Genomic DNA, 26,133 nt, shown 5'->3' on the forward strand with positions numbered 1-26,133 from the left:
AATTTATAAATATAAGGTAAACTATGAGTGAGGATAGTAATGAAAAAAATATTAGTAGTAGGTGACTTCATAAAGGGTAGCGGACTTACTAACTATTTATTGAATATATATAGTTCGCTTCCTAAAGATGAATTTTTAATTAGTTGTGTATCATATTCGGGACAACATAATATTGACACTGTTTTGGAAGAAAAAAAGTGGGAAAAATTCGAAGTGACACCTATTACACAGGATATAATTAAACACTTTAAAGATTGGAACAATTTCTTCAAACTTCATGGGAATGATTTCGATGAAATACATTTCAATTACTCCGCTCCATGGAATTTCATCGCTATACTGTTAGCAAAATTAAAATCTAAAGCAAAAATTATAGTGCAAAGTCATAATAATTATTATAGTAAGCAACCAAAAGGACTACAAAAAAAAGTACTTGCTGTATTAAACGTTACTGGAAGAACTGTAATAGGTAGATGCTCGGACATTAGATTGGCTGTGTCAGAAGATTCAGCACAATGGATGTTTGGAAAAAGGAATGTTCAAATTTTAAAAAATGGGATAAATTTAAAAGACTTTGAATATCAACCAGGACCAAGAGAAGAATTACGCAAAAGTATAGGAATAAATAAGGGAAAAAAAATAATTGGATTTGTAGGAACTTTAGAGAAAAGAAAAAATCCATATTTTGCGATTGAATGTTTAAAGAAACTTAACAAAGAATACATATTGTTAATGTTTGGGCAAGGTGTTCTAAAGAAGGATTTAGAAAAAAAAATTATGGATGAAGGATTAGAACATCGTATAAAATTAATGGGCGTCGTCGATAATTTAAATGAATGGTATTCTGTCTTTGATCTTTTTCTTTTTCCTTCGTTAACGGAAGGATTTGGTTTTGCTTTGTTAGAAGCGCAAGCCAATGGACTAAAATGTTTCTCATCAACATCTATTCCTAAGGAAGCAAAAATTACAAATGATGTTACTAGTTTAAATTTGAGTGAAATAAACAAGTGGATTGATGAAATTGAAAAAACTAGTATAAACGATCGAGAGAGAAGGTCAAAGCAAAACTGTAGAATAATTGAAAAAAAAGGTTTTTCGATAGAGAATACAAGCAAGCAATTTAAAAGAATTTTGTTAGGAGATTTATCTTAAGGATGGATAATAATATAGATTTTATTGTTACTTGGGTAAATGGGGGAGACCCTGACTGGCTAAAAAAGAAAAATAAATACTTGCCAGTAAACGAATCGAATGAAAATATGAATAGCGAAAGTAGATACCGAGATTTTGATATTTTTAAGTTTTGGTTTAGAGCCGTTGAAAAATTTGCACCTTGGGTACATAAAATATATTTAATTACCGATAATCAAGTACCTGATTGGTTAGATACTAGAAATAGTAAACTTACGGTAATTGATCATAGGGATATCATGGATGCGGATTGGTTACCAACGTTCAATTCAAATGCTATTGAATTAAATGCATATAAAATAAAGAACTTAAGTGAAAAATTTGTTCTTTTTAATGATGATACGATACTTAATAGCTATGTAGATAAAGTAGATTTTTTTGATGAAAATTACCCTAAGGATATATATGTAGAAAGTCCCATTATGGCTACAAAGGGGAGTGTGGATCACATTATGGTTAATAATGTGGAAATAATTAATGAATTTTTTGAGAAGAAGAACTTTTATAAGAAAAATTTAACTAAGGTTTTTAATCCTAAAATTGGAATTAAATTATTGAGAACACTAGCATTATTGCCTTCTAGTAAATTTGCTGGTTTTTGGAATAGCCATTTACCTATATCATATAATAAAACAACTTTTGAAACTGTATGGAGTAATTGTGAAGGAAAACTTGTTGCGACTAGTAAAAATAAATTCAGAACAGCATATGATGTTAGTCACTGGTTAATGAGATATTGGCAATTAGCATCCGGAAATTATCATTTACAGAATAATATAGGAAAAGTATACGATTTAAGTAGCCAAAATATTGACGAAGTCGTTACACAATTGCAACGTAGTCATAGCAAAATTATTTGTTTGAATGATAATGATGAACTTGATGATTATGAGGGAGTTAAGGGGAAATTAGTGACAACTTTAAATGAAAAGTTTAGTGAGAAAAGTAAATTTGAATTATAGTAATTATTTATCAAATAGACAAAAGAAAGAGTGTGATTATGGCTAATTACGTGTTAAGAATAACAAATGGACAAAAAAATACGGCTGGTGATAAAGCCAAAAAAGATATTACGAGTATTCTAAATAAACAAGGTTTTAAAAGTGTAGAAATCAGATTGCGAGAGTCTAAATTAATTAAATTGTTTACTACGAATTTTATGATAAATAAGCAATTAAACAATTTTAAAAAGAATGACATTTTTGTGATTCAATATCCGATGTACAGTAGGTTTGCAACAAAAATAATTCTAAATAAATGCGAAAAAAAAGGAATTCGCACAATTTGTGTAATACATGATTTAGAAGCACTTAGATTATATAAAAATGACGAAAATAAAATTGCAGAAGAGAAGGCAATTCTTAGTCGTTTTAACTGTTTGATAGTACACAATGAAAAGATGCGCGAATGGCTAGTTGAGCAGGATGTAAAAGTACCTATGGTATCTTTGCAAATATTTGATTATCTAAATGATAAAGAACTAGTAAAAGTAGAAAACAAACTTAATTTAATTTTTGCAGGAAACTTAGAAAAATCAGCTTTTCTAGAGAAGTGGAATCTAGAAAAGAAAATTACAGTTTTTGGAGTTCATCCGAGCGATTTGTATCCACACAATGTTATTTATAAAGGTGTTAAGACTCCAGATGAATTACCAAAGTATTTATCTGGTAGTTTTGGTTTGATTTGGGATGGCAACTCAATTGAAACGAATACTGGAATTTATGGAGATTATACAAAATATAATAATCCACATAAAGTTTCACTTTACCTCAGTAGTGGGTTGCCAGTAATAGTTTGGAAAAAGGCAGCTATTTCTGAATTTATTGTTAAAAATAAATTGGGAATATCAATTGATTCGCTAGGTGATTTAGAAGATAGTCTATCTAAAATTAATGCGGAAAAATATACTAACATGGTTTCTAATGTTGAAAAGATGGCAAGGAAACTTAGAAAAGGTACTTTTACAACTAAAGCAGTTGAAAAAGCCATTAATTTAATTAAAAGTATTGAAAAATAGTATTCTCAATAGATTGCTTTAAATAAGATTAATAAAACAAAATTAGATATGGAAATGTTTTTTATAAGACGAGAAACCTCCATAATCACAGTGTTTTCGGACAATTTAATGAAAAATAGAATAAGTCTGTAGGTGTCAGTTATGAAAGAAAAAATTAAAGATGTTCCTGAACATGGATCTTATGCTAAAACTTATTTATACACTGTGGGATATTTAGTATGGCTGTTCCCATACCTTATATTACGTCTACAGCAGTATGAAGGAAGTACAAGTCCTCTAATTAAGGTTCTAAAATATATTGGAATAGCAATTGCTTGTTTAATAATATTTACTGATTTCAGAGAGAAATTTCCAATAAAAAGGCTTGTTTTAGGTGTAGCTATATTATTATTTATATTTGTAAATAATGGTTTCCTAGGTGGAGTAGGTATCTGGTGGGAACTCTGTGTTTTTATATTTGCAGCTAAAAAAATTAATTTTAGACATTTTTTAAAATATGTTATTATTTTTCAAACTGTATATTATGGTGGAAGTATAATACTTTCAAAACTAGGTATTATTGCGAATTCTGTTAGTTACAGATACACACATGTTAGAGATGCTTTAGGATTTGGATGGTCTACGTGGCCTGTACATGGCTTTTTATATATAGTTTCTTTTTACACGATATTGAGAAATAAAAAAATTACATTGTTTGAGGTAGTCGGTTTAGAGTTAATAAATATCTTGTTATATTTTTATACTAATACTAGAAGTCCTTTTATATTGATTACTGTATACTTGGTATTTTTGGTACTAATTAAATTAATATCGATTAATATAGTAAAAAATGTATTTTTTAAATTTTTCTATTTATTAAGTGCTCCTATAGTCACTTTTAGTATGTACTGGTTAAGTGCCAATTATCCCAAATATTATAATCTAGATGATTTATTATCGGGAAGAATCTCACTTGGGTACAGCGCTATAAGTCAATTTGGTATACATTTATTTGGTAAGAAAATTCTATTTAATTCTAGTCGTGACGTAATTGGGTTTAATTATTTGTTTGTTGATAGCTCTTTTTTGCAGTATCTACTTAGATTTGGGATGATTTCATTAATCGTGTTCTTAGTTATAACGGTTTTATTTCAAAAAAGATTACTTAAAACAGGAAATACTATCTTAATAATGTCTTTTCTTCTAGTCCTATTGAATGGAGTACTGGACCCAGAATATATTGAGCCATTCTATAATACTTTTCTTATAATGTTCGCAACTCTGTTTAATTCGGATGGATTGAACGGACTGGAAGATATTGAATAATAAAAAAATATAATTATAGCCGATTTGTTGGCCATATTAAAAGAAAGTTGGAAGTATAATGCAAGAATATCTAGTAGTTGGATCAGGACTCTTTGGTTCCGTATTTGCTCACGAAGCAGCAAAACGAGGACACAAGGTTAAAGTGATCGAAAAACGCGACCACGTCGCAGGAAATATTTACACTAAAGAAGTTGAAGGAATTCAAGTACATCAATATGGGGCACACATCTTCCATACCAGCATGAAAAATGTTTGGGATTATGTGAATCAATTTGCTGAATTTAATAACTACATTAATACAGTAGTCGCCAATTATAATGGTGAAATCTACAGTATGCCATTTAACATGTACACATTTAATAAGCTTTGGGGTGTGATTACACCAGATGAAGCTAAGGCTAAAATTGAGGAACAAAAGAAGAGTGTTAAGCTTAATGGCAAACCAGCTAACTTAGAAGAACAAGCAATTTCTTTAGTTGGTCCTGATGTTTATCAAAAATTAGTTAAGGGTTATACAGAAAAGCAATGGGGGCAAGCTGCAACTGATTTACCTTCATTCATTATCCGTCGTTTACCAGTACGTTTTACATACGACAACAACTACTTCAATGATCCATATCAAGGTATTCCAGTAGGTGGATATACTCAAATTATTGAGAAGATGTTAGACCACGAACTAATTGAAGTTGAGACTGGTGTTGATTTCTTTGATCATAAAGAAGAATATATTAATTCTGGAGCAAAGATTATCTTTACAGGTATGATTGATCAATTTTTTGACTATGAATTAGGCGAACTTGAATATCGTAGTCTCCGCTTTGAAACTGAAGTAAAAGATGTAGATGATTATCAAGGCAACGCTGTAATTAACTATACAGACGCTGAAACACCATATACACGTGTTATTGAACATAAACACTTTGAATTTGGTAAAGGTAACAAGAATAAGACCGTAGTTACTCATGAATATCCAAAAACTTGGAAACGTGGCGATGAACCATACTACCCAATTAACAACAAACGTAATAAAGAACTCTATACAAAGTATGTTGAATTAGCTCGAGCTAAAGCACCTAGCGTGCTATTTGGTGGACGTTTAGGTCAATATCGTTACTACAATATGGATCAAACGATTATGGCAGCTTTACAAACTGTTGAACATGAATTTGATAAATAAGCACTTGGAAAAGGAACTGTGAAATACAATGAAAATAGTAAAAAACTTTCTTTTTAATATGACTTATCAAGTGTTTATTCTATTAGTTCCTTTGATAACAACGCCTTATATCTCTAGAGTGTTAGGCAGTGAGGGTGTAGGAATTAATGCTTATACTAATTCAATTATTCAATATTTTATATTATTTGGAAGTATTGGAATTAGTACTTATGGTAATAGGCAAATAGCGTATTGTAGAGATGATGAAAGGGAATTAAGTAAAACTTTTTGGGAGATATCTATTTTAAGGTTTGTTACAATTTTCATTGCATATATGGCGTTTATAATATATTTAAACTTAACAACCCAATACCATTCATATTTCATTGCTCAATCTTATCAAATTATAGCAGCAGCTTTTGATATATCTTGGTTTTTTATGGGTCTTGAAAATTTCAAAATAACTGTTATTAGAAACTTTGTAGTAAAGATAATATCTCTAATCTGCATTTTTACGATGGTTAAAGACACAAATGATATCGGCATCTATATATTAATACTTAGTCTCTCTCTATTATTCGGAAATCTATCTTTATGGGGCTATTTAAAGAAATATATCAAAAAACCTGATTTTAAACAGCTTAAATTACTCAAGCATATTAAACCATCAGTGGCACTTTTTATCCCACAGATAGCGATCCAAATTTATTTGATTTTGAATAAAACTATGCTGGGTAGCATCAGTGGAGTACGAAGCGCAGGTTATTTTGAATATTCAGATCGTATTGTGAAGATTGTCCTTGCTATAGTAACTTCAATCGGTACAGTTATGTTACCAAGGATGGCAAGTATTTTTGCAAATAAAGATTATAAAAAATTACATGAATACATGTATACATCTGGTGATTTTATTAACTTTATTTCAATCCCATTGTCATTTGGATTAGCGGCAGTTGCTCCTAAATTCTCTGTATGGTTTATGGGGAGTGAATTCTCGATAACTGGTAAATTAATGACAGTTGAAGCTATTGTTATTTTTTTGATTGGTTGGGGCGTTATGATTGGAAATCAATACTTAATTCCTACTAATCAAATTAGAAAATATACATATGCTGTAAGTGCGAGTGCAGTAGTTAATTTGGTGTTAAATGTCCCACTCATTTATAGTATGGGTGTTATGGGGGCAACAATTGCTACTGTTGCTTCGGAAATCACTTCTACAAGTTTGCAATTGTATTTTATTAGAAGACAAATAAATATACGCAAATTATTTCAAGGATTTTGGAAATACTTACTGGCAGGTTTAGTTATGTTTTTAGTAGTAAGGTTTTTGAATGATCTATTAAGAATGACATTTTTATTATTGTTAGTAGAAGTTTTAGCCGGAGTAATAGTGTACGCTGGACTATGTTGGATTTTAAAAGTACCCTTTATTAAGGTTATAACTAATTTTATAAGTAAAAATAAACATTAAATTGTTTAAAAAGGGTGGGTTAATGGCTAAAAAAGTTTCTATTGTTATCCCCATCTACAATGTGGATGGTTTTTTAGAAAGATGTCTAACTTCTGTAAAGGAACAGAGCTATACATTTTTTGAAGTCCTATTAATTGATGATGGGTCCACAGATAATTCAAATAAAATTTGCAATGAATTTGTAAAAAATGATGATAGGTTTATATATATATATCAGAAAAATGCAGGAGTCTCTGCCGCCAGAAATAATGGAATTCGAAATGCTTATGGTGATTATATAACATTCGTAGATGGTGATGATTTTCTCGAAGAAAATCACATAGAGAAAATGGTTAATGGTTTTTTTAAAGCAGAATTAGTTATTTCTGGAAGAAAAAATGTTACTGAAAAAGGTGTTCAAGAAATATTTCAATCTAATGAAGAGCTATTTTTTAATAGAGGAAATTTAGTTAAACAAATTCTTAAACTGGGTATTGTGTATAGCTTTCCATGGAATAAAATGTATAAAAAGAAAATTCTAGATGAGAATTCTCTTCACTTTGATGAAAGTTTGGATTATGGAGAAGATTTGGTTTTTAACATTCAGTATGCTTTATTAATACATGAAAGTGTTTTGATTACCAGTAGTACGTATAATTACGTTTATAGAGAAAGTAGTGCAAGTAATCATATGAACGAAGACTCTCTAAGGAAGAGAGTTACAGATCTTTTATCTATTAAGAAAACTATACAAATACTTCCAAGTAATTTTATGAAAGAAAAAACTTTCTTGAATAAAAGGATAGTTGTGGAAGGTGCAAGATATATTAGATTAATGTATGTGTATAACTTTTCAGCTACTGACATTAATTTTTACAAAAAAGTGGTAGAAAACTCATATAAATTGATTAAAAATTCATTGAGCAATAAAGAAAAAATAATATATTATGGTAATTTAAAAATGCCTAAAACAATGAATTTTATATCAAAATTAAAAAACATTAAAAATTAAATCAGTAATCATCTATTTAGTGGGGAATATGGATGTTTGCTCTTTGAGATTAAACTATTAAAATATAGTTTGATTCAAAGATACAGAAACTTTAGGAGAAGTAGGATGTCTAAAAGAATCAAATGGATAGATTTTGGTAAGGGAATTACCATTTTGCTAGTTGTTATTGGGCATGTATCTTTAGGGTTATTTTTATCAAACCGTTTCAATACTAATGCTAGTTTGCTGCTGTTACTAATCGAAATACTGTATGTGTTTCATATGCCAGTATTTTTTGCTTTATCAGGATACTTTTTTAAAACAATAAATTCGGCAAATGAATATATAAATCTTTTGAAAAAAAAGTTTATTTCACTAGGAATTCCATATGTAGCTTTTAGTGTGATAATGACCATTATGAAAAAAATTGGTGGGGGTAGCGTTAGGACTCCAGTAGGTATTACAAAGTTTATTAATATATATAGACTTCCAATTGATCATCTTTGGTTCCTCTATGTATTATTTGGAATTTTTGTGTATTTAGGTTTTTTATCACTTTACATAAAAAACGATAAAATTTTATTTAACATATCTTTAATCGGTTACTTAATTATAACGATTTTTCCAACGGATATTTATCTCATACAAAGAGTGTTAATATGGAGCCCCATGTTTATGCTAGGAAAAATACTGAGAGATGTAAAGCTAAAAAGTTATATAACATATATCACAATTTCAGGATATGTAATATATTTAATCTTGTGGATGGTATTTAATTTTAAAACTCAAATTAGTTACTCGACGCCTGGTATCCAAGGAATCATTTTTCCTATAAGTATCTTTTTTGCATTCTCTGTTTATTCATCAATCAATGAAAATAGTAATTTTTTTGAATACTTTGTAAAATGTGGGAGGATATCCTTACCCATTTACTTAATGCATGCACCAATCGCAAGTATTATTAGGATAATTTTATTAAAAGTAGGTGTAACGCAAGTATTTGTCCAATTATTTATAGGGGTGATTGGAGCTTGGTTTATATCTATACTTATTTTTGAAATTATACATCAGATAAAATTTCTTGATTTTTTCTTATATCCGATGAAATATTTAAAGCAAAAATCTAATTAGCAGGATCATATAATTTTATAGAATTTAAAAAGCGAAATTATTGTGGTATTTTTCATAGTAATTTCGCTTTTTATTTTAGAAAATAATTCAAATTATTCACTCGAATTGGTTTCATCCAAATAGTATAACTTACCACCATTAGGAGCCCCCGATCTCTTTTACTTATTGCTAAATCACTTTTTAGTAAATTGAGGAATATTGTTATTCACTACAATTTCCTGTTTTCCACTATAAGTTAAGTTAGCTAAATTACTTGTATTTGCTGATGTAAGGCGGAAATATGGAGTTGTTTTTTATTATACTTACAAAGCTAGTTAATTTTGTATATTTCCTAAGTTTTTTTGCAAGATTATCAGTAACTGTATAATTTTTGCGATTTAATATGAACAATCAACTTCACCCTACGAGGAAGAAAATTAATTTATTTATATATGTAAGGGCTTTATTCTTAAGATGTAATAAAGAAGAAAAAATAGGGGGAATATATTATGAGTTTAAATGTGCTATTAGTTTGTGGATCCGGTGCTTCATCAGGGTTTATGGCTGCTAATATGCGAAAAGCAGCTAAAAAGGTTGGTTTAGATTACAAAATTCAGGCTAGAAGTGAAGCGGAGCTTAATGATTATGCTAATGATATTGATGTATTAATGGTGGGCCCTCATCTAAAATCAGAATTTAATGCACTAAAGAATGCTGTACCAGAAAATGTTACTCCAATTTTAATGGAACCAGATTACTATGCAATTTTAGATGGGGCAGCTGCTATTAAACATATCCAGTCAGAAGTCCAATAGTTATGGAGGCAAGCTATGAATAAATTTATGGACGCTCTTAATAATGGTTTTGCACCTAAAGCCCAGAAAGTAGCTAATAATGAATGGATTTTAACTATTAAAAATTCAATTTTACAGGTATTACCATTCATCTTTGTTGGTTCTTTAATTACCTTGCTAGGTATTCCCACAAATTTCTGGGATTGGTGGCCAGATTTATCGCCAATTAGTAGCTTTACTTTTGGTTTAACTTCAATTTTTGTGGCATTTCTTTTTCCGTATAATTTAATGGAAAGAAAAAAGTTAAATAAACAAAAAATAATTGCTGGTTTATCTTCGGTAGCATTATTTTTGATGTTGGCAAATCCTACTTGGGATAAAACAAATTCAATTATTTCTTATCAATTTTCCGAATTAGGTGCTGGAGGAATGTTTGTTGCGCTAGTTGTTGGTGCGTTTGTTGCTATAATCATGGGCGCTTTTGGGAAATTTAGTTTTTTCGGAGAAGACACTTCTTTACCAGATTTTGTGATAGCTTGGTTTGATTCGATGCTGCCAATCATGACAGTAATTGGGGTAGGATGGATACTTACGTATTTGATTCATTTTGATATTTATCAACTAGTAGTTTCAGCATTTTCTCCATTGTCTAATTCATTAGATACATGGTGGGGATTTACGTTATTCCTATTTTTTGACTGTTTCATTTATTCTATGGGGATTTCTGGTTGGGTTTTAGCAGCCATTGATCAACCTATAATGTTTGCGGGAATAGCTAACAATGCGCAACAATTTGCTCATGGACAAGCTGTGACGCATGTATTTACTAGTGAAGTAATTTATAGTTTTCCATGGATTGGTGGTGTTGGATGTACAATGCCTTTAATTCTAATGATGTTACTTTGGGGGAAGTCGAAGAGACTTAAAGCGTTAGGAAAGGCATGTATAGTACCTTCAATATTCAATATCAATGAACCACTCGTTTTCGGTACAATTGTTTGGAATCCATATCTTATGCTACCTCTATGGATAAATGGGATTGTGTTACCTTTAATTACTGTAAGTTGGTTCAAGTTAGGATTATCTCCAATACCACACTCATTAATGCAAATGTGGTATATTCCATTCCCATTCGTTACTTGGATTGTTAGTCCAGCATTTAGTGCCATTCTTCTTCTTTTGATTTTATTCGTTGTAGGTGGTTTGATATACTATCCATTTTTCAAGGTTTATGATAAAAATCTTGTAAAAGAAGAAGGCTAAACAACAAAAAAGAAAGGTCGCATTAAAAGTTATGATAGATAAAGAGAGTAGCTCTACAGTAGCCGTAAAAGAAACCATGGAAATTATTATTAATGCAGGTGATGCACGTGATTTTATATTTAAAGCTTTAGATGAAGTTGCAAATAGTAACTATCAAAAAGCAAGAGAATTGATAAAAAAGGCTAATGAAAAGTTGGTAGTAGCACATAGGATCCAAACAAAAAAACTACAAGAAGAGGCTGAGGGAGATGATGTGACGTATTCAGTATTATTTACCCATGCCCAAGACACAGTAATGACGATTATGAGTGAATATAATCTTGCTAAACGATTAATCAATATTTTTGAAAAAAAAGAAGAGAAATTTAGGGGGAGTAAATAATGAAAAATCAATATGCGTATTTTCCAAAGGACTTTTTATGGGGAGGAGCACAAGCTGCGAGCCAAGCGGACGGAGCATATCTAGAAAATGGAAAAGGATTAAACTCTTCAGACGTACAACCTTTTTTGAAAGGGCTATCAAATGAAGAAATTCAAGAAATGGAGTCAGAAGGAATGACTCTAGAAAAAGTTAGGGAGAATATCAATGACAAAAGTCATTATTATCCCAAACGTTATGGTATTGATTTTTATCACACTTATGAATCTGATATTGATTTACTTAGTGAGATGGGATTCAAAACGTTCCGTACCTCATTAGACTGGTCACGTATTTTCCCAAATGGTGATGATGAAGAACCTAATGTAGAGGCTCTTGAACATTATTCAAAGATGATTGACTACATGGTTAAAAAAGGTATTGAGCCAATTATTACTATGAATCATTATGAGACACCTATTAATATTACGCTGAAGTATGGCGGATGGCCCAATAAAAAAGTTATTCCAATGTTTGAAAAATTTGGAAAAATCTTGCTAGACTGGTTCGGTGAAAAGGTGAAGTATTGGATTGTGGTTAACCAAATTAACATGGTTCAGGTTGAACCTTGGCTTTCAGTCGGAGTAGCAATTGACCAATATGAAAACCTTGATGAAGCTTTATATCAATCAACACATAACCAAATGGTAGCGGCAGCCTGGATCAAAAAGTATGCTAAATCTTTGAATATTCCAAATCTCAATATTGGAACCATGGTTGCGGATGGGACAGTATTTCCCGCAACTGGCAAACCCAGTGACGTTGTATTAGCTATGCAACAAAATCGAATGCAGTATATGTTCACAGACGTCCAATTTAGAGGAGCATATCCAAAATTTGCTCGAAATTATTTTGAAGAACATGAAGTTCATCTAGATATCACGCTTCAAGAGATGGAATTAATCAAAAACAATCCAATGGATTTCTTGGGGATTTCATATTACTATTCAAAAATGGTTGATGCAACTAAGAATAGATATGAAGCGAATGATACACTTCCTAATCCCTATTTAAAGACTTCTCCATGGGGCTGGGCTATTGATCCAGAAGGATTTTACAATACTCTTTCACAATATGCGGATCGATATGGTAAACCAATTATTATCGCCGAAAATGGAATTGGAATGTACGATGAACTTACAGAAGATAAAAAGGTACACGATGAGTATCGTACAGAATATTTATCACAACATATTGAACAATTAGGACGAGCTATCCATGATGGAGCGAATGTTATTGCTTATTGTGCTTGGGGTCCTATTGATATCGTGTCTTGTTCCTCACAACAAATGTCTAAACGTTATGGTTTTGTATATGTAGATTTAGATGATGAAGGAAATGGATCCGGAGTAAGATATAAAAAGGACAGTTTTTACTGGTATCAGAAAGTTATTTCTACTAATGGAGATGAAATTTAATAAAATGATAAGTTGTTCTTTAAGAACAGCTTATTTTATAACTTGAGGATATAAAAATGTCTGAAAAAAAAGAGCGAAAGATGCTGAATCTTCTAAAAAGTGATACTGATTGGCATAGCGTCCAAGAGTTATCTATATTTTTAGATGTATCTGATAGAACGGTTAAGAAGTACTACAAAACTTTAGCTGAAAACCAACCAGTTATATCATCTAAATATGGATATAAATATAATGGACCAAGTTATAGAGAAATAATTAATGAATCAAATGATGATGAAAAAATTCCAAATACCAAACAAGAACGAATTTTCTATGTACTTAATAAGTTAATAAGCGTTAATAGTCCGATTAACATCTATGATTTGTCAGCTGAGATTTTTACCAGTGAATCTAATCTAAAGTTAGTTTTCGGAGATGCTGAAAATTATGTAAAAAAATTTGACTTAGAAATAAAAAAACAAGGGGATTATTTTTCGATATTAGGCAGTGAAAGTGATAAAAGACATATGCTTTCCGACATGTTATATAAGGAAAGTGATGGAAACTTTATTAATAAAGTAGCTATTCAAGAAAATTTTCCAGAAGTAAACTTAGATAGTTTATATGCAATCACTCAAAAATTTGCTAAAAAAAATGAAATATATTTGAATACGTTTGATTTGAATAATATTATTCTGCATATAACTATAGCTATTCAACGGATAAGAAATGGTTATCAATTTCAAACTAGGGACAACCGTTTTAACTGGAAGAGTAGTAAATTTGCTCAAGAGCTATTAAATGAAGTTGAAAAAAGTCAGAAGAATTTTAAATTTCCTGATGAGGATTTGGTAAGCTTAGGACTAGTTATTGACGGTTCAGTTTCTAGATGGACAATTGATATGAAAGACAACATATCAAAAGAAACTTTAAATTTAATTAAATCAATATTATCGTATGTGAGAAGTATTTATAGAATAGATTTAACTGGACCAGAATTTCTTAATCAATTTGCGATTCATGTCAGTAGATTAATTCAAAGACTTAAAAGTGGTAAGAGTATTCAAAATCCCATGGCAACTCAAATGAAGGCTCAAAGTCCAACTGTTTATGAATGCGCAGTTTTAATTTCACATAAGATTGCTAGCCAAGTTGGAGTTGAAGTGCCAGATAATGAAATTGCCTATATTGCGATGCATATCGGAAATGCCATTGCTAAACAGATTGAAGATAATGAACGTTTGAAAGTGATAATTGTAGTACCAGATTATCAGGATAAATTTTTATCAATAGTTGACCAAATTGATAAAAATTTTAATAATGAATTATCAATTCTAAAGGTTGTTACAGAAGAAACAGATTTAAGTGAAAAGGTTGATTTTTTAATAACGTTAAAAAATAAGATAAATATTGATTTACCATTTGTTCAAATATCTCCATTTTTAACTCGTACTGACAATGGCAATATTAGAAATAAAATAGAAAAAATTGTTAATACCAAAAAGCAATTAACTTTTGATCATCAAATAGGGTCGTTTTTTGATGAACGTTTCTTTAAAATAAATCGTAACCTAAAAGATAAAGAAAATGTCATAAATTATATTTCAGATGTTTTCTATGAAGAAAACATCACAAAAAAGGACTATAGGGAAGATTTATTTGAAAGGGAAAGAATGTCCTCTACGGCTTTTGGTAAGATTGCTATTCCACATTCTTTGGAAATGAAAGCACTCAATACAAAGGGATTTATATATATAAATCCGCATGGCATTACTTGGGGGGCAAACAAGGTCTATTTAGTTTTTGCCTTGGCGGTAAAAAAACAAGATTCAAAAATGTTTAGAAATATTTTCGATCGTCTTTCTGATGTAATGACAGAGGGGAAGAATATTGCTACCCTCGTACAGAGTACTAGTTACGACGATTTTTTAAATAAATTAAAATCAATGATGTAATAATTTATATAAAAAAATAGCGAAAAGGGATTTTCCTTTTCGCTATTTTTTTAATTTTTATTTTGCATTAACGGTTTAACAAACGCTGAAAAGAGAATGTAACCAGCAATCACTCCGCAAGCATTAGTGATGACATCAGTGATATCAACGGTTCTTTGAATGTTGATCAACACGTCGAGTACTAACTGCATCCCTTCATTGAACAAACCGGTCATTCCAGCCGCTATCACTACAAGGAACCAATTCAGATGTTTATGGAAAAGGATTCCTAGATAAACTCCCGCTGGAATCGTCATCACGATGTTCATGAATGAACCCATCGAACGTAAGGCTGACGGAATATAAATGATTTTGGCATGATGCCAATAGAAGTAACGCACATCATAGTAGTAGGGGTCGATGAAATATTGTCCTGGTGTAAACAATAGCCATGCCACACATACTAGATAAATTGCTAGACTTCCATATACAATCGCTCTTTTAACACTTGGACGTCGCTCAAATGCCACTAAACAACCAATCACGATCAACAGGGAGAGACCGAGAAACGGTAGATATTTAATTACGAACATAAGTAGTCTCCTCCTTAAAGATTTACCATCTATCTTATGATGATTTGCGCTTGGTTACAAGGTAAAGTGGAATTCCTAATAAAGTTATAACTATTCCGGTGGTGGCTAATATTGGTTGGTCGATAATCGTCGTGACTAAGACGAAAATTCCTCCCAGAATGGCAACCACTGGTAAAAATGGATAGAGGGGGACTTTATATGGTCGTACTAAATCTGGTTGCGTGTGACGTAGTTTAATGACTGCATAGAAAATCAAAACGTTAAAGATCCACATGACAAAGATTAACATGTCGGTCAACAGGTCAAAGGAACCAACAATCATCATTAGTCCAGCGATTACTAATTGGACGATTCCAGCCACGTAAGGGACCGCTGTGCGTGATAATTTACTTAGATGATTACTCATTGGCAGAGAATCTTCTTTAGCCATGGCGTAGGGGATGCGCATTCCGGTCATCGTATAACCATTCAAAGCTCCATAAACGGAGATTAAGATTCCAATGGTCACTAGTTTTCCACCGATGTTACCAAAGAGCTGTCCCGCAGCGGTAGAAGCTGCATTTAGATTGCCCGCTAAATCGCTGATTGGGAGGGTCTTCAAAAAGACTAGGTTAATGCCAAGGTAGACGATCATGATTCCAGTTAGTCCCAAACCAATCGCAAGGGGCAAGTCTCGTTTAGGATTCTTCATTTCTCCAGCAATCGCGCCAATTCCTAACCAACCATCATAGGCAAAAAGGGTTGATAATAATCCGCCACTAAAACCAGTCAAAGTTTGAGAAGTCGTAAAATGCTCCGGAATCAAGCTAAGATGGACATTGCTTGGAGCAAAAAGCCCGAAGGCAATAATCACCGCGATCGGGATTAACTTGGCAATCAAGGCCACTGATTGGAGACGTGCACCGTGCTTGGTACCTAGTAAATTAATTCCTGTAATTGAGGCCCCACAGATGACCGCAATTGATAAGATTAGTCCAGCTTTCAAATGAAAGAGGTTGGTAAATTGCGTTCCAAAAATAATGGAAAGAGCAGCGATGTTAGCGGGGAAGTAAATTAAGGTCTGTGCCCAGCCTAATAGAAAACCAGTTAGTTTCCCATAAGTGACTTCGAGATATTTAATGGCGCCACCGGTGACCGGAATCGCCGAAGCTAATTCGGCACTGGTCAGTCCGGCACAAATCGTTAGTAGACCACCAGCTAGCCAAGCTAACAGGCTTAATCCTGCTGATTGCGTACTAGCTGTTACACTAGAAACTTTGAAAAAGACTCCCGCTCCAATTACCGTCCCCATCACGGTCGAAAAGGCTGCAAAGAGCCCGATGTTCTTTTGCAGGTGAGTATGTTCGTTTTTATTCATAAATTCTTTCCTCTGTATGCTTTAAGACTTATTTTACTATTATAAATAATTTTGCTCAGGAGTGGTAATTATCTAACAAATAAATCACCTTTCTAGCTGGAAGGTGAATTTAATATTTAGCTATCATGGCTTGTAGTTGCTTTAAGTAGCTGGTCTTAAGCTGTTCGGGTGCTTCAATCGTCAGGTGTTTACCAAAGGAAACTAGGTAGTGAGTCATATAGGCCAATTCGGCTTGATTGTAGCCACCTACGATGTAAGGCACATCATCAATCATTTCTAAGTGCATGTTGGGGTAACTGTGTTTTAAGAAAAGCTCTTTACCAAAGGGCGTTAACCGGCATTTGAATGGAATGTTATGGTAGGTACTTTCATACTGATCCTGTAAAGCTTTGAGTTCCGCCAACGTTAAGGTAGGAGTCTTAGTCGGATTTATCTTTAAATCATGCATATAATCACATCGGTAAGTGCCCCAGCGCAGGGTGTCCGGATTATAGGCACTCGTAAACCAAATTCCATTACGATAGAAGAGTTCGTAGATTTGGAGCTGAATGTGGACGTCCTCATATTGCGTGTAATGAATTTGGATGACTTGTTCTTCTAAGATGGCATTCAGAATGATTTCAAGATTGGCGACATCACCAACGGGAGCCACGTTATGATAGTGGACGACTGCGAGCAGGTTGGAAATATCCTGCTGATTTTCCGGCGACATTGTCGCAAATAGTTTTTGTTGAATCCGAGCATAAGATTCGTCAAAAGGGGTGACAGAAAGTACTCGCAAAGCCTTCAAGGCAAAGAAGATAGCTTGGACTTCCTTTTTATTAAAATAAATTGGGATGAGGTTGGATTGATTCAATAAGCGGTAACCTCCGTTGCGTCCTGGTTCGGTATAGTAGGCTAGGCCCATCGCTTCTAGTTCCTGAATATCGCGTAAGGCCGTGCGTTTAGATATGTCAAATTCAGTGATGAGATCCTTTAGCTGAAAGGAATACTTGTCTCTGAGAAAGATTAATTCTTGGTTTAAACGTTCTGATTTTTTCAATTGCTAATCTCCTATTTAAAAGGTGCCATGTTTTGGCGCCTTTTTATTATATACTCGGTTTAACGAAGTGAAAAGGGAGATTTTAAAGATGAAAACATTAATTATTAACACCCATCCAGATTTTACTAACGAGGAACATTACTCCATTAAGCTCCAAAAGTTATTTATGGAGAAATTCCAGGAGAGTTTCCCCGCTGACCAACTAACACTTTTAAACCTTTATGATATCGAGGTCCCTCGCATTGAAAAAGGCCAACTCATGGATGTTTGGCAAAAACAAATCGCGGGAGAACCACTATCAGCTACTGAACAAGCAGTTGCCGATCAATCAGCGCACTTACTGGCTCAATTTAAGGAACACCATCGGATTGTGATTGTGGCACCGCTCCATAACTTTAACGTCACGTCCCGTATGAAAGACTATATGGATAATATTATGATTGCTCGGGAAACCTTTAAATACACCGAAGACGGATCCGTGGGATTGATGACCGATGATTATCGGGTGCTCTTACTCCAAGCTAGTGGCTCTATTTATACGAACCACGATCGTTATACACCTTTGGAATTTTCTCATTTCTATCTCCAAAAAATGTTTGAAGAAATCATGGGCTTTGATCAATTTTCAATTGTGCGGGCCCAAGGAACGTCCGTCATTACTCCTCAAGCCGTTTGGGCGAATGTTCCAGCTGATATGCAAAAAGCTTTTGATCAATTCTACGCTGACTAACTAGTAGTAGGCTACCGAGTTAAACCGATTCGAATATTGGATTAGATTAGAGTACAATATTCAAAAAGGAGGTAGCCCATGGAGCGTAAAAGACATGCTAAGTATCGGCCTAAATTTAATATGCGATTTGTTCATCACCGTCGACGAATAATTTTAGGAGCTTTTCTGCTCGTGGTGCTACTAGCCATGGCTGGCGTCTGGGTAGTTAAAAATCAACAACGCGGAGCACGGTTGGCGCTAGCGCCGTATCCCGTTCATGGCTGTGTGATTGACCAGGAAAATGGCATTATCGATTTCAATTCCTTACAAAAGCAGCACATTTCATTTGTGTATCTCAATGCGACGACCGGGGCGACTTACTTTGATGATAGTTTTAATACAAATTATAGTCGAATTCAATCGACTGATCTTAAAGTTGGTATTGTGCATAACTTTAGTTTCCAAAAGCGTCCCAAAGCCCAACTGCGTTTTATTAGTCAAAAGGTCAAGAGTAATACGGGACAGCTGCCCGTGGTGATTCGAGTGAGTTACTATGGGGATTATAATGCTAAGCGGGTTGATTGGAAAAAGGCGGGTCCAAATTTAGCTGACTTGGTTAAATTGCTAGCTAATTACTATGGACAGGCGGTTGTGATTAAGACGACGCCGGCCATCAAACGACAGCTAGATCCTACTTACATTAAACAAAGTAAGTTTTGGCTAGAAGAACCCCAGATTAAAAAACACAATTGGCGGGTTCAATTTGTCGAATACGATGCGGAACAAAAATTTAAAAATGATCATAGTGATTTAGAACTTCCCGTCTCCTATTTTAATGGTTCACAAAAGACTTGGAATGAACAAACCAACTAAAAAGAGTTGTAGGCAACCGAACGGGGTTACTCACAACTCTTTATTTTTTTTAGATTCAATAATGGCATAGGTTTCGTTATTTGCTTCGTCATAAATGCTGATGGGACGATAATCATTCGCTTTAATTATTAAATGATAGCCAAAACGGTCGATAAAGGTAATTCCATAATCATCTAGAGCTTCCACGACGGTCTTGAGCAATTTGCCATCCAAATAGACATCATAGTTAGGACGGATGTCTAATTCATGCTCCCGATTAGTAGTTTGATCGTGATACAACCATGTCCCAGCAAAGAAAAATGGACTCACGCCTTTAGGATCCTTAGCCGGTTTTTTTGAATCAAGTCCAATGAATGAAAATAGTTCACCGAACGCATTTTTTTGCCAGTTCATCGCTTCAACTCCCTCTCTCAATCTTCCGTTTAAATATACCATTAATTAAACCGGGGAAGTAGTGAAAAGACTCTGTTTTTAGGAGTTGTTAATAAAATGAATTAAAGTGAAATAATTCCGTAATACTGTAGTTTTAAGGTAAAATAGAAGTATGAAATTAAAAGGAGGAACTACCATGATTAAATTTGGAATTATTGGTACTAATTGGATTACACAACAATACGTTGACGCTGCTCACGCTACCAACGAATGGAAGCTAGTTGGGGTATATTCACGGACCATTGAAAAAGCAAAATCATTTGGTGAAAAGAATGGTGCTACTAAGTTCTATGATCAGATTGAAGACTTAGCTAACGACCCCGAAATTGATGCCGTTTACATTGCTTCGCCAAACAGTTTGCATTTTCAACAAGCCCAACAAGTCTTGGCAGCGGATAAAGCTGCGGTAGTAGAAAAGCCAATCGTCGCTAATCCGACGGAATGGGAAGAACTCTATCAAACTCTAGAAGCCCATCCAAAAGCTCGTTTATTTGAAGCGGCTCGGCACCTACATGAACCTAATTTCCAAGCCATTCAAAAACAAGTCGGCGAGTTGGAATTAGTCCAAGGGGCTACGTTAACCTATGCTAAATATTCCAGCCGTTATGATAGCTACCTCGCTGGCAACGAACCAAACATTTTCTCATTGAAATTTGCTGGTGGAGCTCTCCAGGACTTAGGTGTTTACCTTGCATACGATGCAGTAGCTTGGTTTGGGATGCCGGAAGAAGTGGCTTACTTCGCCCAAAAGTTGCGGACAGGAGCTGATGGTAAGGGCGTTGCCATCCTACGCTATCCCGAATTTGATGTAACTTTAAATATTGGGAAGAACGTTAATTCAGAACTTGCGTCTGAAATCTATGGCGTTAAGGACAGTATCGTCATGGATAATGCGGCTGAGCTTAATCAAGTTGAATATATTGACGCTCAAGGTCAACGAACGGTGATTAGTGAAACACCAGATGACAATCCAATGATTGCAGAAGCACGTGACTTTGCGCGCGTTATTAATGATCCGGAAAATGAAAAAAACGCCACCGATTATCAAAATTGGCTAGAAATAAGTCGAAATGTAAATAAACTACTATATAATCTCCGTCAAAATGGTAAGATATATTTTACCAATGAAAAAGAAGAGGACTAAACATTAATGAATGATTTATTTAAAAAGCATTTTAACGAAAAGGGTTTTGCAGAACCGACTTTGATTCAACAAAAAGTCGCTGAACCCCTTCGAAATGGGGAATCGGTGCTCGGGCTATCACCCACTGGTTCGGGAAAGACCCTCGCATTTGCCTTGCCGTTGATGGAAAAAATCACGCCTGGCGATGGAACTCAATTATTAGTACTATCTCCATCACAAGAACTTGCCATTCAGACGACGGATGTTTTCCGCGAATGGGCAGCTTTGATTGGACTTCGGGTCACTTCGATTACAGGGGGTGCCAACGTCCAACGTCAAATCGAACGCTTGAAGAAGAAACCGGAAATCGTGGTCGGTACTCCTGGTCGAGTTTTAACGTTAATTAACGAACGTCGCTTAAAAGTGAGTGAAATTCAAAGCTTGGTCATTGATGAAGCCGATGAACTCCTAACTGGTGAAAACCTTGAAGGGACTCGTCAAATTGAAGATCAACTCCTAGCCGATGTGCAATTAAGTTTCTTCTCCGCTACTAACGATTTAGCGCTAGATGATTTGGAAGCTTGGTTTGATGTGCATCCACAAGTGGTGGACGTCCGTGCTGAAGACAACACTCGCGGTCACGTTCAACATGGTTGGATTGAAGTGCCTGAAAAGATGAAAGCACGTATTTTAAAACAACTTAGTCGAGTTAAAAACTTCCAAGGTCTGGTCTTTTTTAACCACGTTTCGACGATGGAAAAGACAGCGGCTTTATTGAAGCATGAAGGCGTAGATGTCGGCAAAATTGCGGGACATCAAGTCCAAATTGATCGTGCAGCAGCCATGCGACGTTTTAAGAAAAAAGAATTGTCTCTATTAATGGTAACTGATGTAGCGGCTCGAGGCTTAGACATCGATCGTTTACCAGCGGTGATTAATTACGATATTCCTCACAATGCCACTATCTATACACATCGTGTCGGACGGACTGGTCGGATGGGCCAAGATGGGTATGTCATCAGTCTGGGAAATGATCATGACATTCGTGACTTACGAAAGATGATAAAGGAATTGGGGATTGAGGCTGAAAAATTAGCCATCCAAAACCGGAAAATCATTTTGGCTAGTGAATACGTTGAAGCACCTAAAGCACCATCGATCAAGGCTACTTTAACCAAAAAATCAGCTCCTGAACAAAAATCACAAGCTGGAGCTAAGGCTCCTAAAAACTCTAAAGCAAAGAGTCAAAAGCAATTTGATAACCCTCCCGCGACCCCCAAGAAGAAGGGTAAAAAGAAACATTCTAAGCGTAAAGGAATGCGACGCGTTAAGAAAGAGTTATAAATTTATTGAATTTTGGTTAATTATATTTTTTATAGTTAAAAAAAGGCCTAAATAGTGTAATATAGTCACTGTTGAAAGGTGGGTATATTTTTATGCGTAGAGAACATACAAAAAAATCGCATACTGTGCGAAACACGATTTTAATCGTTCTGGCAGTTATTTTACTTGGAGGAGGGGTCTACGGTTTTCGGAAGTATCAAAATGTGAAAAATGCCGTGGATAATACCTATAGTAGTGCAGGAATTAAAAAACAACGTAATACAAATAGTTTGTTAAATGGTAAGAAGCCCATTTCGATTTTATTAATGGGAACTGACACGGGGGCTTTAGGTCGTTCATATAAGGGACGGACGGATAGTATGATGGTGGTAACCATTAATCCGAAGACTAAAAAGACCACGATTACTAGTATTCCACGTGATTTAGGTGTTACTATTCCAGGTTATGAATCGAAGTCACCTTCTAAGATCAATGCTGCTTACGCCTTTGGTCAAGCTGGAACGGCGATTAAAACTGTTCAACAAGTGTTCAACGTTCCGATTGATTTCTATGTTTTAGTTAACATGGGCGGTATGGAAAAAGTTGTTGACGAAGCTGGTGGAGTAGATATCACGCCAACTTTGAGCTTTACGTATGATGGATATACCTTTACTAAAGGGGTTAAAACCCATATGAACGGGAAGAAAGCCTTGGCTTATTCAAGAATGCGCTACGATGATCCTCAAAATGACTATGGACGTCAGACTAGACAACGAGCAGTGTTAACTGCTATCATCAGCAAGAGCAGTTCTGTATCAAGCTTATTAAACAAAGATTTTATAGATTCAATTTCTAATGAAACTAAGACCGACTTTACCTTTAACGATCTAGTCGACTTGGCTAAAAACTATCGTTCATCAACCGGTAGCATTGAAGAAACCCATGCTCAAGGGGATGGACAGATGGTTAATGGTCAATCCATGGAAATTGTTTCAAACACTGAATTACAACGGGTAACCAACTTTATTCGCAATGGATTAAGCTTAGAACACGAAAAGACGGGCACCGCAGCCCTGTCTGCAAGCAGTGCTAACACTAGTGATAGTAGTGTGGAAGCAGCTAATATCAATGCAGGAAATTAAGGAAAACTAAGGAGATAGAATCATGGCAGCAGAGTCAGAAGCAGTAAAAGAAGAAAAAAAACCATTTGATGTTGGTGACGAAGTTACCGTAGCAAAGACCGATTTGCTACCAACTGGTTTCGAAGGAACCGTTGGTAAAGTTTATGAAAACTCAATTTTAATTGAAATTGATCCGAACAGCGTTTCTAATCCACGCTCGGAGGAGTTGCATGACCTTCACGGGCGGGTAGTCGTTCGAATGAGTGAAGCTAAGAAAAAATAGGGTTAGGAAAACTCTAAAATTTGGCGTAACTTAACCGCCAATTTTAGAGTTTTTTGTTAAGATGTATTATTTTTGTAAGCAAAAAAGGGTTGTTTATGATAAAATACATGAAGTTAGATTGTGTACAATAAAAATACTACATTAAAGACGTATAAGGAATTATCTGTACATTATTAAGTTTATCTAAACTTAACGATGTATGAGGCTTTTGATAAGTATTTTATAGTTGCTTTTGCTATTATAAATATTGTAAGCATATCCAACGGTATATTGTAATATTATTGATAGAGAAAAGGGGAATGACAATGTCAAAAAAGATTGATCTTAACTCTGATGAACTGATTGGCAGTCGCGAAGCTAGCTTGATGTGGGGCAAGCAAAAGGATTATGTTCGCACAATTTATAACAAATATCCAAAGCGCTTTCCGGAAGGCACCATCCGTAAGTTCGGTAAGCAGTTAGTTGTAACTCGTGATGGTATGGAAAAAGTCACAGGAGTTAAATACGAAGAACTAAAAGAAGAAGACATCAACAAAGCTAAAGAAAACAAATAATTTTTTGACTTAGAGTACAGGTAGCTGGATTAGACTTCTAATTTAGAGGACGACGCCGACTACATCGATAGAAATTAGGAAATTCTTTTTTACAGTCCTAACCGAAAAGCCATTTGATCCAATGTTGTTGGGCTAGATGGCTTTTTGGTTTAATTTGATATAAAAAATCACTCAATCTAATTAAGATTGGGTGATTTTTTGTTTTGGTTCGCATATGATTAACGAATCCCAGTATTATCAACACTTCTGTCTGTATTCAAATGTCCCCGGCGAGAATCGAACTCGCAACCTATCGCTTAGGAGGCGATTGCTCTATCCAGTTGAGCCACGGAGACTTAACTAGTTTATTTTCGCACGATTTTTTAACGATGTAAAGCAGTGGATGAGCCTTTTTATAACGTTTTATGGGTTATCTTTCGTTAAAATTGAATTGATACGGTCTTTTTGGGACTTTGGTTGTGCTGATACAAAGAAGAAAACGAACTTTAAATGCTTGTTTTATATTTAAAGTTAGTGTATATTATTTCGTGGTGACAAAAGTACACCAAATTTATGCACTTCGAGGGGACAAAAATGAAAGTATTTGACTATGAAGACATCCAATTAATTCCAGCAAAATGTATCGTCCGTAGTAGAACCGAATGTGATCCTACAGTGGTCTTGGGAGAACATCGTTTTAAACTACCCGTGGTTCCAGCTAATATGCAAACTATCATCAATGAAGAGATTGCTGAAAAGTTAGCTGAGGATGGATACTTCTACATTATGCATCGTTTTGAACCTGAAAGAAGAATGGACTTTGTTAAAAAGATGAAAGACAAAGGCTTGATCAGTTCAATTAGTGTTGGGGTTAAAGACGATGAATATGCACTAATTGATCAACTTGCTGAAGAAAATCTTACTCCTGATTACATTACCATCGACGTGGCTCATGGCCATGCTCAAAGTGTAATCGACATGATCCACTACATTAAAGAAAAATTACCAGCTGCTTTCGTGATTGCAGGAAACGTTGGAACGCAAGAAGGAGTCCGTGAACTGGAAAATGCTGGTGCCGATGCAACTAAAGTCGGAATCGGACCTGGTAAAGTATGTATTACTAAGATTAAGACCGGCTTTGGAACTGGTGGTTGGCAATTATCAGCTCTCCGTTGGTGTGCTAAAGTGGCTCGTAAGCCATTAATCGCTGATGGAGGAATTCGGACTCATGGTGATATTGCTAAATCAATTCGATTTGGTGCAACTATGGTGATGATTGGTTCATTATTTGCCGGACATATCGAATCACCAGGTGAAACTAAGGTGGAAGATGGCGTGAAGTATAAAGAATACTTCGGTAGTGCTTCGCAATACCAAAAGGGTGAAGCTAAAAACGTTGAAGGTAAGAAGATTTGGATCCATCAACGTGGACATTTACGTGATACACTCCAAGCAATGCGTGAAGATCTCCAATCATCGATTTCCTATGCGGGCGGTAGAGATTTAGAAGCCATCCGTAAGGTCGATTATGTGATTGTGAAGAATTCGATTTTTAATGGTGATGTATTGTAAAAAAGAGTGTGAGCGAAACTTGGCTGGTTTCGCTCATACATCTCCAACACCAAAATCTAAAAAAATAACTCAACTTAAGCGCAAATCTGAACTAAAGGTTTGCGCTTATACTGGGTTAACCAGAAAAAAGGCATCAATCGCAA

25 protein-coding genes and 1 tRNA gene are annotated in these 26,133 nt (G+C 34.4%); 21 read left to right on the plus strand and 5 right to left on the minus strand.

Going from position 1 to position 26,133, the window contains the following annotated elements; all coding sequences use genetic code 11:
- The first annotated feature begins 39 nt into the window (after positions 1-39).
- The 13 genes from PEPE_RS02780 to PEPE_RS02840 all read left to right on the plus strand — a co-directional run bounded on the left by PEPE_RS02780 (position 40) and on the right by PEPE_RS02840 (position 15,050).
- The gene (locus PEPE_RS02780; protein ID WP_011673156.1) at positions 40-1,152 is read left to right on the plus strand and encodes a glycosyltransferase; all 1,113 of its coding nucleotides are present in this window, start codon (positions 40-42) and stop codon (positions 1,150-1,152) included.
- A gap of 2 nt (positions 1,153-1,154) precedes the next feature.
- A complete protein-coding gene (locus PEPE_RS02785) occupies positions 1,155-2,153 on the plus strand; it encodes a stealth family protein (RefSeq protein WP_011673157.1) in 999 nt (332 codons plus the stop codon).
- Between the two features lie 38 nt (positions 2,154-2,191).
- Positions 2,192-3,208, plus strand: a complete 1,017-nt coding sequence (locus PEPE_RS02790) for a sugar transferase (RefSeq protein ID WP_011673158.1) — start codon at positions 2,192-2,194, stop codon at positions 3,206-3,208.
- A 141-nt stretch (positions 3,209-3,349) separates the two neighbouring features.
- Positions 3,350-4,513: a hypothetical protein gene (locus PEPE_RS02795; protein ID WP_011673159.1), complete on the plus strand. Its 1,164-nt coding sequence runs from the start codon at positions 3,350-3,352 to the stop codon at positions 4,511-4,513.
- A 58-nt stretch (positions 4,514-4,571) separates the two neighbouring features.
- Entirely contained in the window at positions 4,572-5,690 is a 1,119-nt protein-coding gene (gene glf / locus PEPE_RS02800) for a UDP-galactopyranose mutase (protein WP_011673160.1), read from the plus strand.
- A gap of 28 nt (positions 5,691-5,718) precedes the next feature.
- Positions 5,719-7,143 (plus strand): oligosaccharide flippase family protein, encoded by a 1,425-nt coding sequence (locus PEPE_RS02805; protein ID WP_011673161.1) that lies wholly within the window; start codon positions 5,719-5,721, stop codon positions 7,141-7,143.
- Between the two features lie 22 nt (positions 7,144-7,165).
- Positions 7,166-8,134 (plus strand): glycosyltransferase family 2 protein, encoded by a 969-nt coding sequence (locus tag PEPE_RS02810; RefSeq protein ID WP_011673162.1) that lies wholly within the window; start codon positions 7,166-7,168, stop codon positions 8,132-8,134.
- A gap of 105 nt (positions 8,135-8,239) precedes the next feature.
- Positions 8,240-9,244 (plus strand): acyltransferase family protein, encoded by a 1,005-nt coding sequence (locus PEPE_RS02815; RefSeq protein ID WP_011673163.1) that lies wholly within the window; start codon positions 8,240-8,242, stop codon positions 9,242-9,244.
- Positions 9,245-9,732: 488 nt separating this feature from the next.
- On the plus strand, positions 9,733-10,038 hold the full coding sequence (locus PEPE_RS02820; protein ID WP_011673164.1) for a PTS sugar transporter subunit IIB: 306 nt from the start codon (positions 9,733-9,735) through the stop codon (positions 10,036-10,038).
- A gap of 15 nt (positions 10,039-10,053) precedes the next feature.
- On the plus strand, positions 10,054-11,280 hold the full coding sequence (locus tag PEPE_RS02825) for a PTS sugar transporter subunit IIC (RefSeq protein WP_011673165.1): 1,227 nt from the start codon (positions 10,054-10,056) through the stop codon (positions 11,278-11,280).
- A gap of 31 nt (positions 11,281-11,311) precedes the next feature.
- On the plus strand, positions 11,312-11,662 hold the full coding sequence (locus PEPE_RS02830; protein ID WP_011673166.1) for a PTS lactose/cellobiose transporter subunit IIA: 351 nt from the start codon (positions 11,312-11,314) through the stop codon (positions 11,660-11,662).
- Complete coding sequence (locus PEPE_RS02835) at positions 11,662-13,116, plus strand: glycoside hydrolase family 1 protein (protein ID WP_011673167.1); 1,455 nt, start codon at positions 11,662-11,664, stop codon at positions 13,114-13,116. Before PEPE_RS02830 ends, PEPE_RS02835 begins: the two co-directional genes overlap by 1 nt.
- Positions 13,117-13,172: 56 nt before the next feature.
- A complete protein-coding gene (locus PEPE_RS02840; protein WP_011673168.1) occupies positions 13,173-15,050 on the plus strand; it encodes a BglG family transcription antiterminator in 1,878 nt (625 codons plus the stop codon).
- Between the two features lie 50 nt (positions 15,051-15,100).
- Here PEPE_RS02840 and PEPE_RS02845 read toward each other — a convergent pair whose 3' ends face one another.
- The 3 genes from PEPE_RS02845 to PEPE_RS02855 form a co-directional block, all read right to left on the minus strand.
- Complete coding sequence (locus PEPE_RS02845) at positions 15,101-15,622, minus strand: VanZ family protein (RefSeq protein WP_011673169.1); 522 nt, start codon at positions 15,620-15,622, stop codon at positions 15,101-15,103.
- Between the two features lie 34 nt (positions 15,623-15,656).
- Positions 15,657-16,979 (minus strand): APC family permease, encoded by a 1,323-nt coding sequence (locus PEPE_RS02850; RefSeq protein ID WP_011673170.1) that lies wholly within the window; start codon positions 16,977-16,979, stop codon positions 15,657-15,659.
- 109 nt (positions 16,980-17,088) lie between these two features.
- Positions 17,089-18,021, minus strand: a complete 933-nt coding sequence (locus tag PEPE_RS02855; RefSeq protein ID WP_011673171.1) for a helix-turn-helix transcriptional regulator — start codon at positions 18,019-18,021, stop codon at positions 17,089-17,091.
- 88 nt (positions 18,022-18,109) lie between these two features.
- On the opposite strand from PEPE_RS02855, the gene PEPE_RS02860 reads away from it, so the two are divergent.
- Both PEPE_RS02860 and PEPE_RS02865 read left to right on the plus strand, forming a co-directional pair.
- Complete coding sequence (locus tag PEPE_RS02860) at positions 18,110-18,751, plus strand: FMN-dependent NADH-azoreductase (RefSeq protein ID WP_011673172.1); 642 nt, start codon at positions 18,110-18,112, stop codon at positions 18,749-18,751.
- A gap of 78 nt (positions 18,752-18,829) precedes the next feature.
- Entirely contained in the window at positions 18,830-19,603 is a 774-nt protein-coding gene (locus PEPE_RS02865) for a GH25 family lysozyme (RefSeq protein WP_011673173.1), read from the plus strand.
- A gap of 30 nt (positions 19,604-19,633) precedes the next feature.
- On the opposite strand, the gene PEPE_RS02870 is transcribed toward PEPE_RS02865, so the two are convergent.
- A complete protein-coding gene (locus PEPE_RS02870) occupies positions 19,634-19,996 on the minus strand; it encodes a DUF4828 domain-containing protein (protein ID WP_002833925.1) in 363 nt (120 codons plus the stop codon).
- 175 nt (positions 19,997-20,171) lie between these two features.
- Between PEPE_RS02870 and PEPE_RS02875 the strand changes: the two genes are divergently transcribed.
- The 5 genes from PEPE_RS02875 to PEPE_RS02895 all read left to right on the plus strand — a co-directional run bounded on the left by PEPE_RS02875 (position 20,172) and on the right by PEPE_RS02895 (position 24,439).
- The gene (locus tag PEPE_RS02875; RefSeq protein WP_011673174.1) at positions 20,172-21,179 is read left to right on the plus strand and encodes a Gfo/Idh/MocA family protein; all 1,008 of its coding nucleotides are present in this window, start codon (positions 20,172-20,174) and stop codon (positions 21,177-21,179) included.
- A 6-nt stretch (positions 21,180-21,185) separates the two neighbouring features.
- Complete coding sequence (locus PEPE_RS02880; protein WP_011673175.1) at positions 21,186-22,502, plus strand: DEAD/DEAH box helicase; 1,317 nt, start codon at positions 21,186-21,188, stop codon at positions 22,500-22,502.
- 92 nt (positions 22,503-22,594) lie between these two features.
- On the plus strand, positions 22,595-23,623 hold the full coding sequence (locus PEPE_RS02885; protein ID WP_011673176.1) for an LCP family glycopolymer transferase: 1,029 nt from the start codon (positions 22,595-22,597) through the stop codon (positions 23,621-23,623).
- Positions 23,624-23,645: 22 nt separating this feature from the next.
- Complete coding sequence (locus tag PEPE_RS02890; RefSeq protein ID WP_002833920.1) at positions 23,646-23,885, plus strand: hypothetical protein; 240 nt, start codon at positions 23,646-23,648, stop codon at positions 23,883-23,885.
- A gap of 299 nt (positions 23,886-24,184) precedes the next feature.
- Positions 24,185-24,439, plus strand: coding sequence for a helix-turn-helix domain-containing protein (locus PEPE_RS02895; RefSeq protein ID WP_029257834.1), 255 nt, complete (start codon positions 24,185-24,187; stop codon positions 24,437-24,439).
- A gap of 261 nt (positions 24,440-24,700) precedes the next feature.
- Here the strand turns inward: PEPE_RS02895 and PEPE_RS02900 are convergent.
- A tRNA-Arg gene (locus tag PEPE_RS02900) sits at positions 24,701-24,774 on the minus strand.
- 238 nt (positions 24,775-25,012) lie between these two features.
- On the opposite strand from PEPE_RS02900, the gene PEPE_RS02905 reads away from it, so the two are divergent.
- The gene (locus PEPE_RS02905) at positions 25,013-25,990 is read left to right on the plus strand and encodes a GMP reductase (RefSeq protein ID WP_011673177.1); all 978 of its coding nucleotides are present in this window, start codon (positions 25,013-25,015) and stop codon (positions 25,988-25,990) included.
- The last annotated feature ends 143 nt before the right edge of the window (positions 25,991-26,133 follow it).

The sequence above is a fragment of the Pediococcus pentosaceus ATCC 25745 genome (genome assembly GCF_000014505.1).
GTDB lineage: Bacteria > Bacillota > Bacilli > Lactobacillales > Lactobacillaceae > Pediococcus > Pediococcus pentosaceus.

Excerpts from the sequence above, each read along its gene's own strand:
- PEPE_RS02780 (WP_011673156.1), top strand. The coding sequence starts at position 40 with ATGAAAAAAATATTAGTAGTAGGTGACTTCATAAAGGGTAGCGGACTT.
- PEPE_RS02785 (WP_011673157.1), top strand. The coding sequence starts at position 1,155 with ATGGATAATAATATAGATTTTATTGTTACTTGGGTAAATGGGGGAGAC.
- PEPE_RS02790 (WP_011673158.1), top strand. The coding sequence starts at position 2,192 with ATGGCTAATTACGTGTTAAGAATAACAAATGGACAAAAAAATACGGCT.
- PEPE_RS02795 (WP_011673159.1), top strand. The coding sequence starts at position 3,350 with ATGAAAGAAAAAATTAAAGATGTTCCTGAACATGGATCTTATGCTAAA.
- glf (WP_011673160.1), top strand. The coding sequence starts at position 4,572 with ATGCAAGAATATCTAGTAGTTGGATCAGGACTCTTTGGTTCCGTATTT.
- PEPE_RS02805 (WP_011673161.1), top strand. The coding sequence starts at position 5,719 with ATGAAAATAGTAAAAAACTTTCTTTTTAATATGACTTATCAAGTGTTT.
- PEPE_RS02810 (WP_011673162.1), top strand. The coding sequence starts at position 7,166 with ATGGCTAAAAAAGTTTCTATTGTTATCCCCATCTACAATGTGGATGGT.
- PEPE_RS02815 (WP_011673163.1), top strand. The coding sequence starts at position 8,240 with ATGTCTAAAAGAATCAAATGGATAGATTTTGGTAAGGGAATTACCATT.
- PEPE_RS02820 (WP_011673164.1), top strand. The coding sequence starts at position 9,733 with ATGAGTTTAAATGTGCTATTAGTTTGTGGATCCGGTGCTTCATCAGGG.
- PEPE_RS02825 (WP_011673165.1), top strand. The coding sequence starts at position 10,054 with ATGAATAAATTTATGGACGCTCTTAATAATGGTTTTGCACCTAAAGCC.
- PEPE_RS02830 (WP_011673166.1), top strand. The coding sequence starts at position 11,312 with ATGATAGATAAAGAGAGTAGCTCTACAGTAGCCGTAAAAGAAACCATG.
- PEPE_RS02835 (WP_011673167.1), top strand. The coding sequence starts at position 11,662 with ATGAAAAATCAATATGCGTATTTTCCAAAGGACTTTTTATGGGGAGGA.
- PEPE_RS02840 (WP_011673168.1), top strand. The coding sequence starts at position 13,173 with ATGTCTGAAAAAAAAGAGCGAAAGATGCTGAATCTTCTAAAAAGTGAT.
- PEPE_RS02845 (WP_011673169.1), bottom strand. The coding sequence starts at position 15,622 with ATGTTCGTAATTAAATATCTACCGTTTCTCGGTCTCTCCCTGTTGATC.
- PEPE_RS02850 (WP_011673170.1), bottom strand. The coding sequence starts at position 16,979 with ATGAATAAAAACGAACATACTCACCTGCAAAAGAACATCGGGCTCTTT.
- PEPE_RS02860 (WP_011673172.1), top strand. The coding sequence starts at position 18,110 with ATGAAAACATTAATTATTAACACCCATCCAGATTTTACTAACGAGGAA.
- PEPE_RS02865 (WP_011673173.1), top strand. The coding sequence starts at position 18,830 with ATGGAGCGTAAAAGACATGCTAAGTATCGGCCTAAATTTAATATGCGA.
- PEPE_RS02870 (WP_002833925.1), bottom strand. The coding sequence starts at position 19,996 with ATGAACTGGCAAAAAAATGCGTTCGGTGAACTATTTTCATTCATTGGA.
- PEPE_RS02875 (WP_011673174.1), top strand. The coding sequence starts at position 20,172 with ATGATTAAATTTGGAATTATTGGTACTAATTGGATTACACAACAATAC.
- PEPE_RS02880 (WP_011673175.1), top strand. The coding sequence starts at position 21,186 with ATGAATGATTTATTTAAAAAGCATTTTAACGAAAAGGGTTTTGCAGAA.
- PEPE_RS02885 (WP_011673176.1), top strand. The coding sequence starts at position 22,595 with ATGCGTAGAGAACATACAAAAAAATCGCATACTGTGCGAAACACGATT.
- PEPE_RS02890 (WP_002833920.1), top strand. The coding sequence starts at position 23,646 with ATGGCAGCAGAGTCAGAAGCAGTAAAAGAAGAAAAAAAACCATTTGAT.
- PEPE_RS02895 (WP_029257834.1), top strand. The coding sequence starts at position 24,185 with ATGACAATGTCAAAAAAGATTGATCTTAACTCTGATGAACTGATTGGC.
- PEPE_RS02905 (WP_011673177.1), top strand. The coding sequence starts at position 25,013 with ATGAAAGTATTTGACTATGAAGACATCCAATTAATTCCAGCAAAATGT.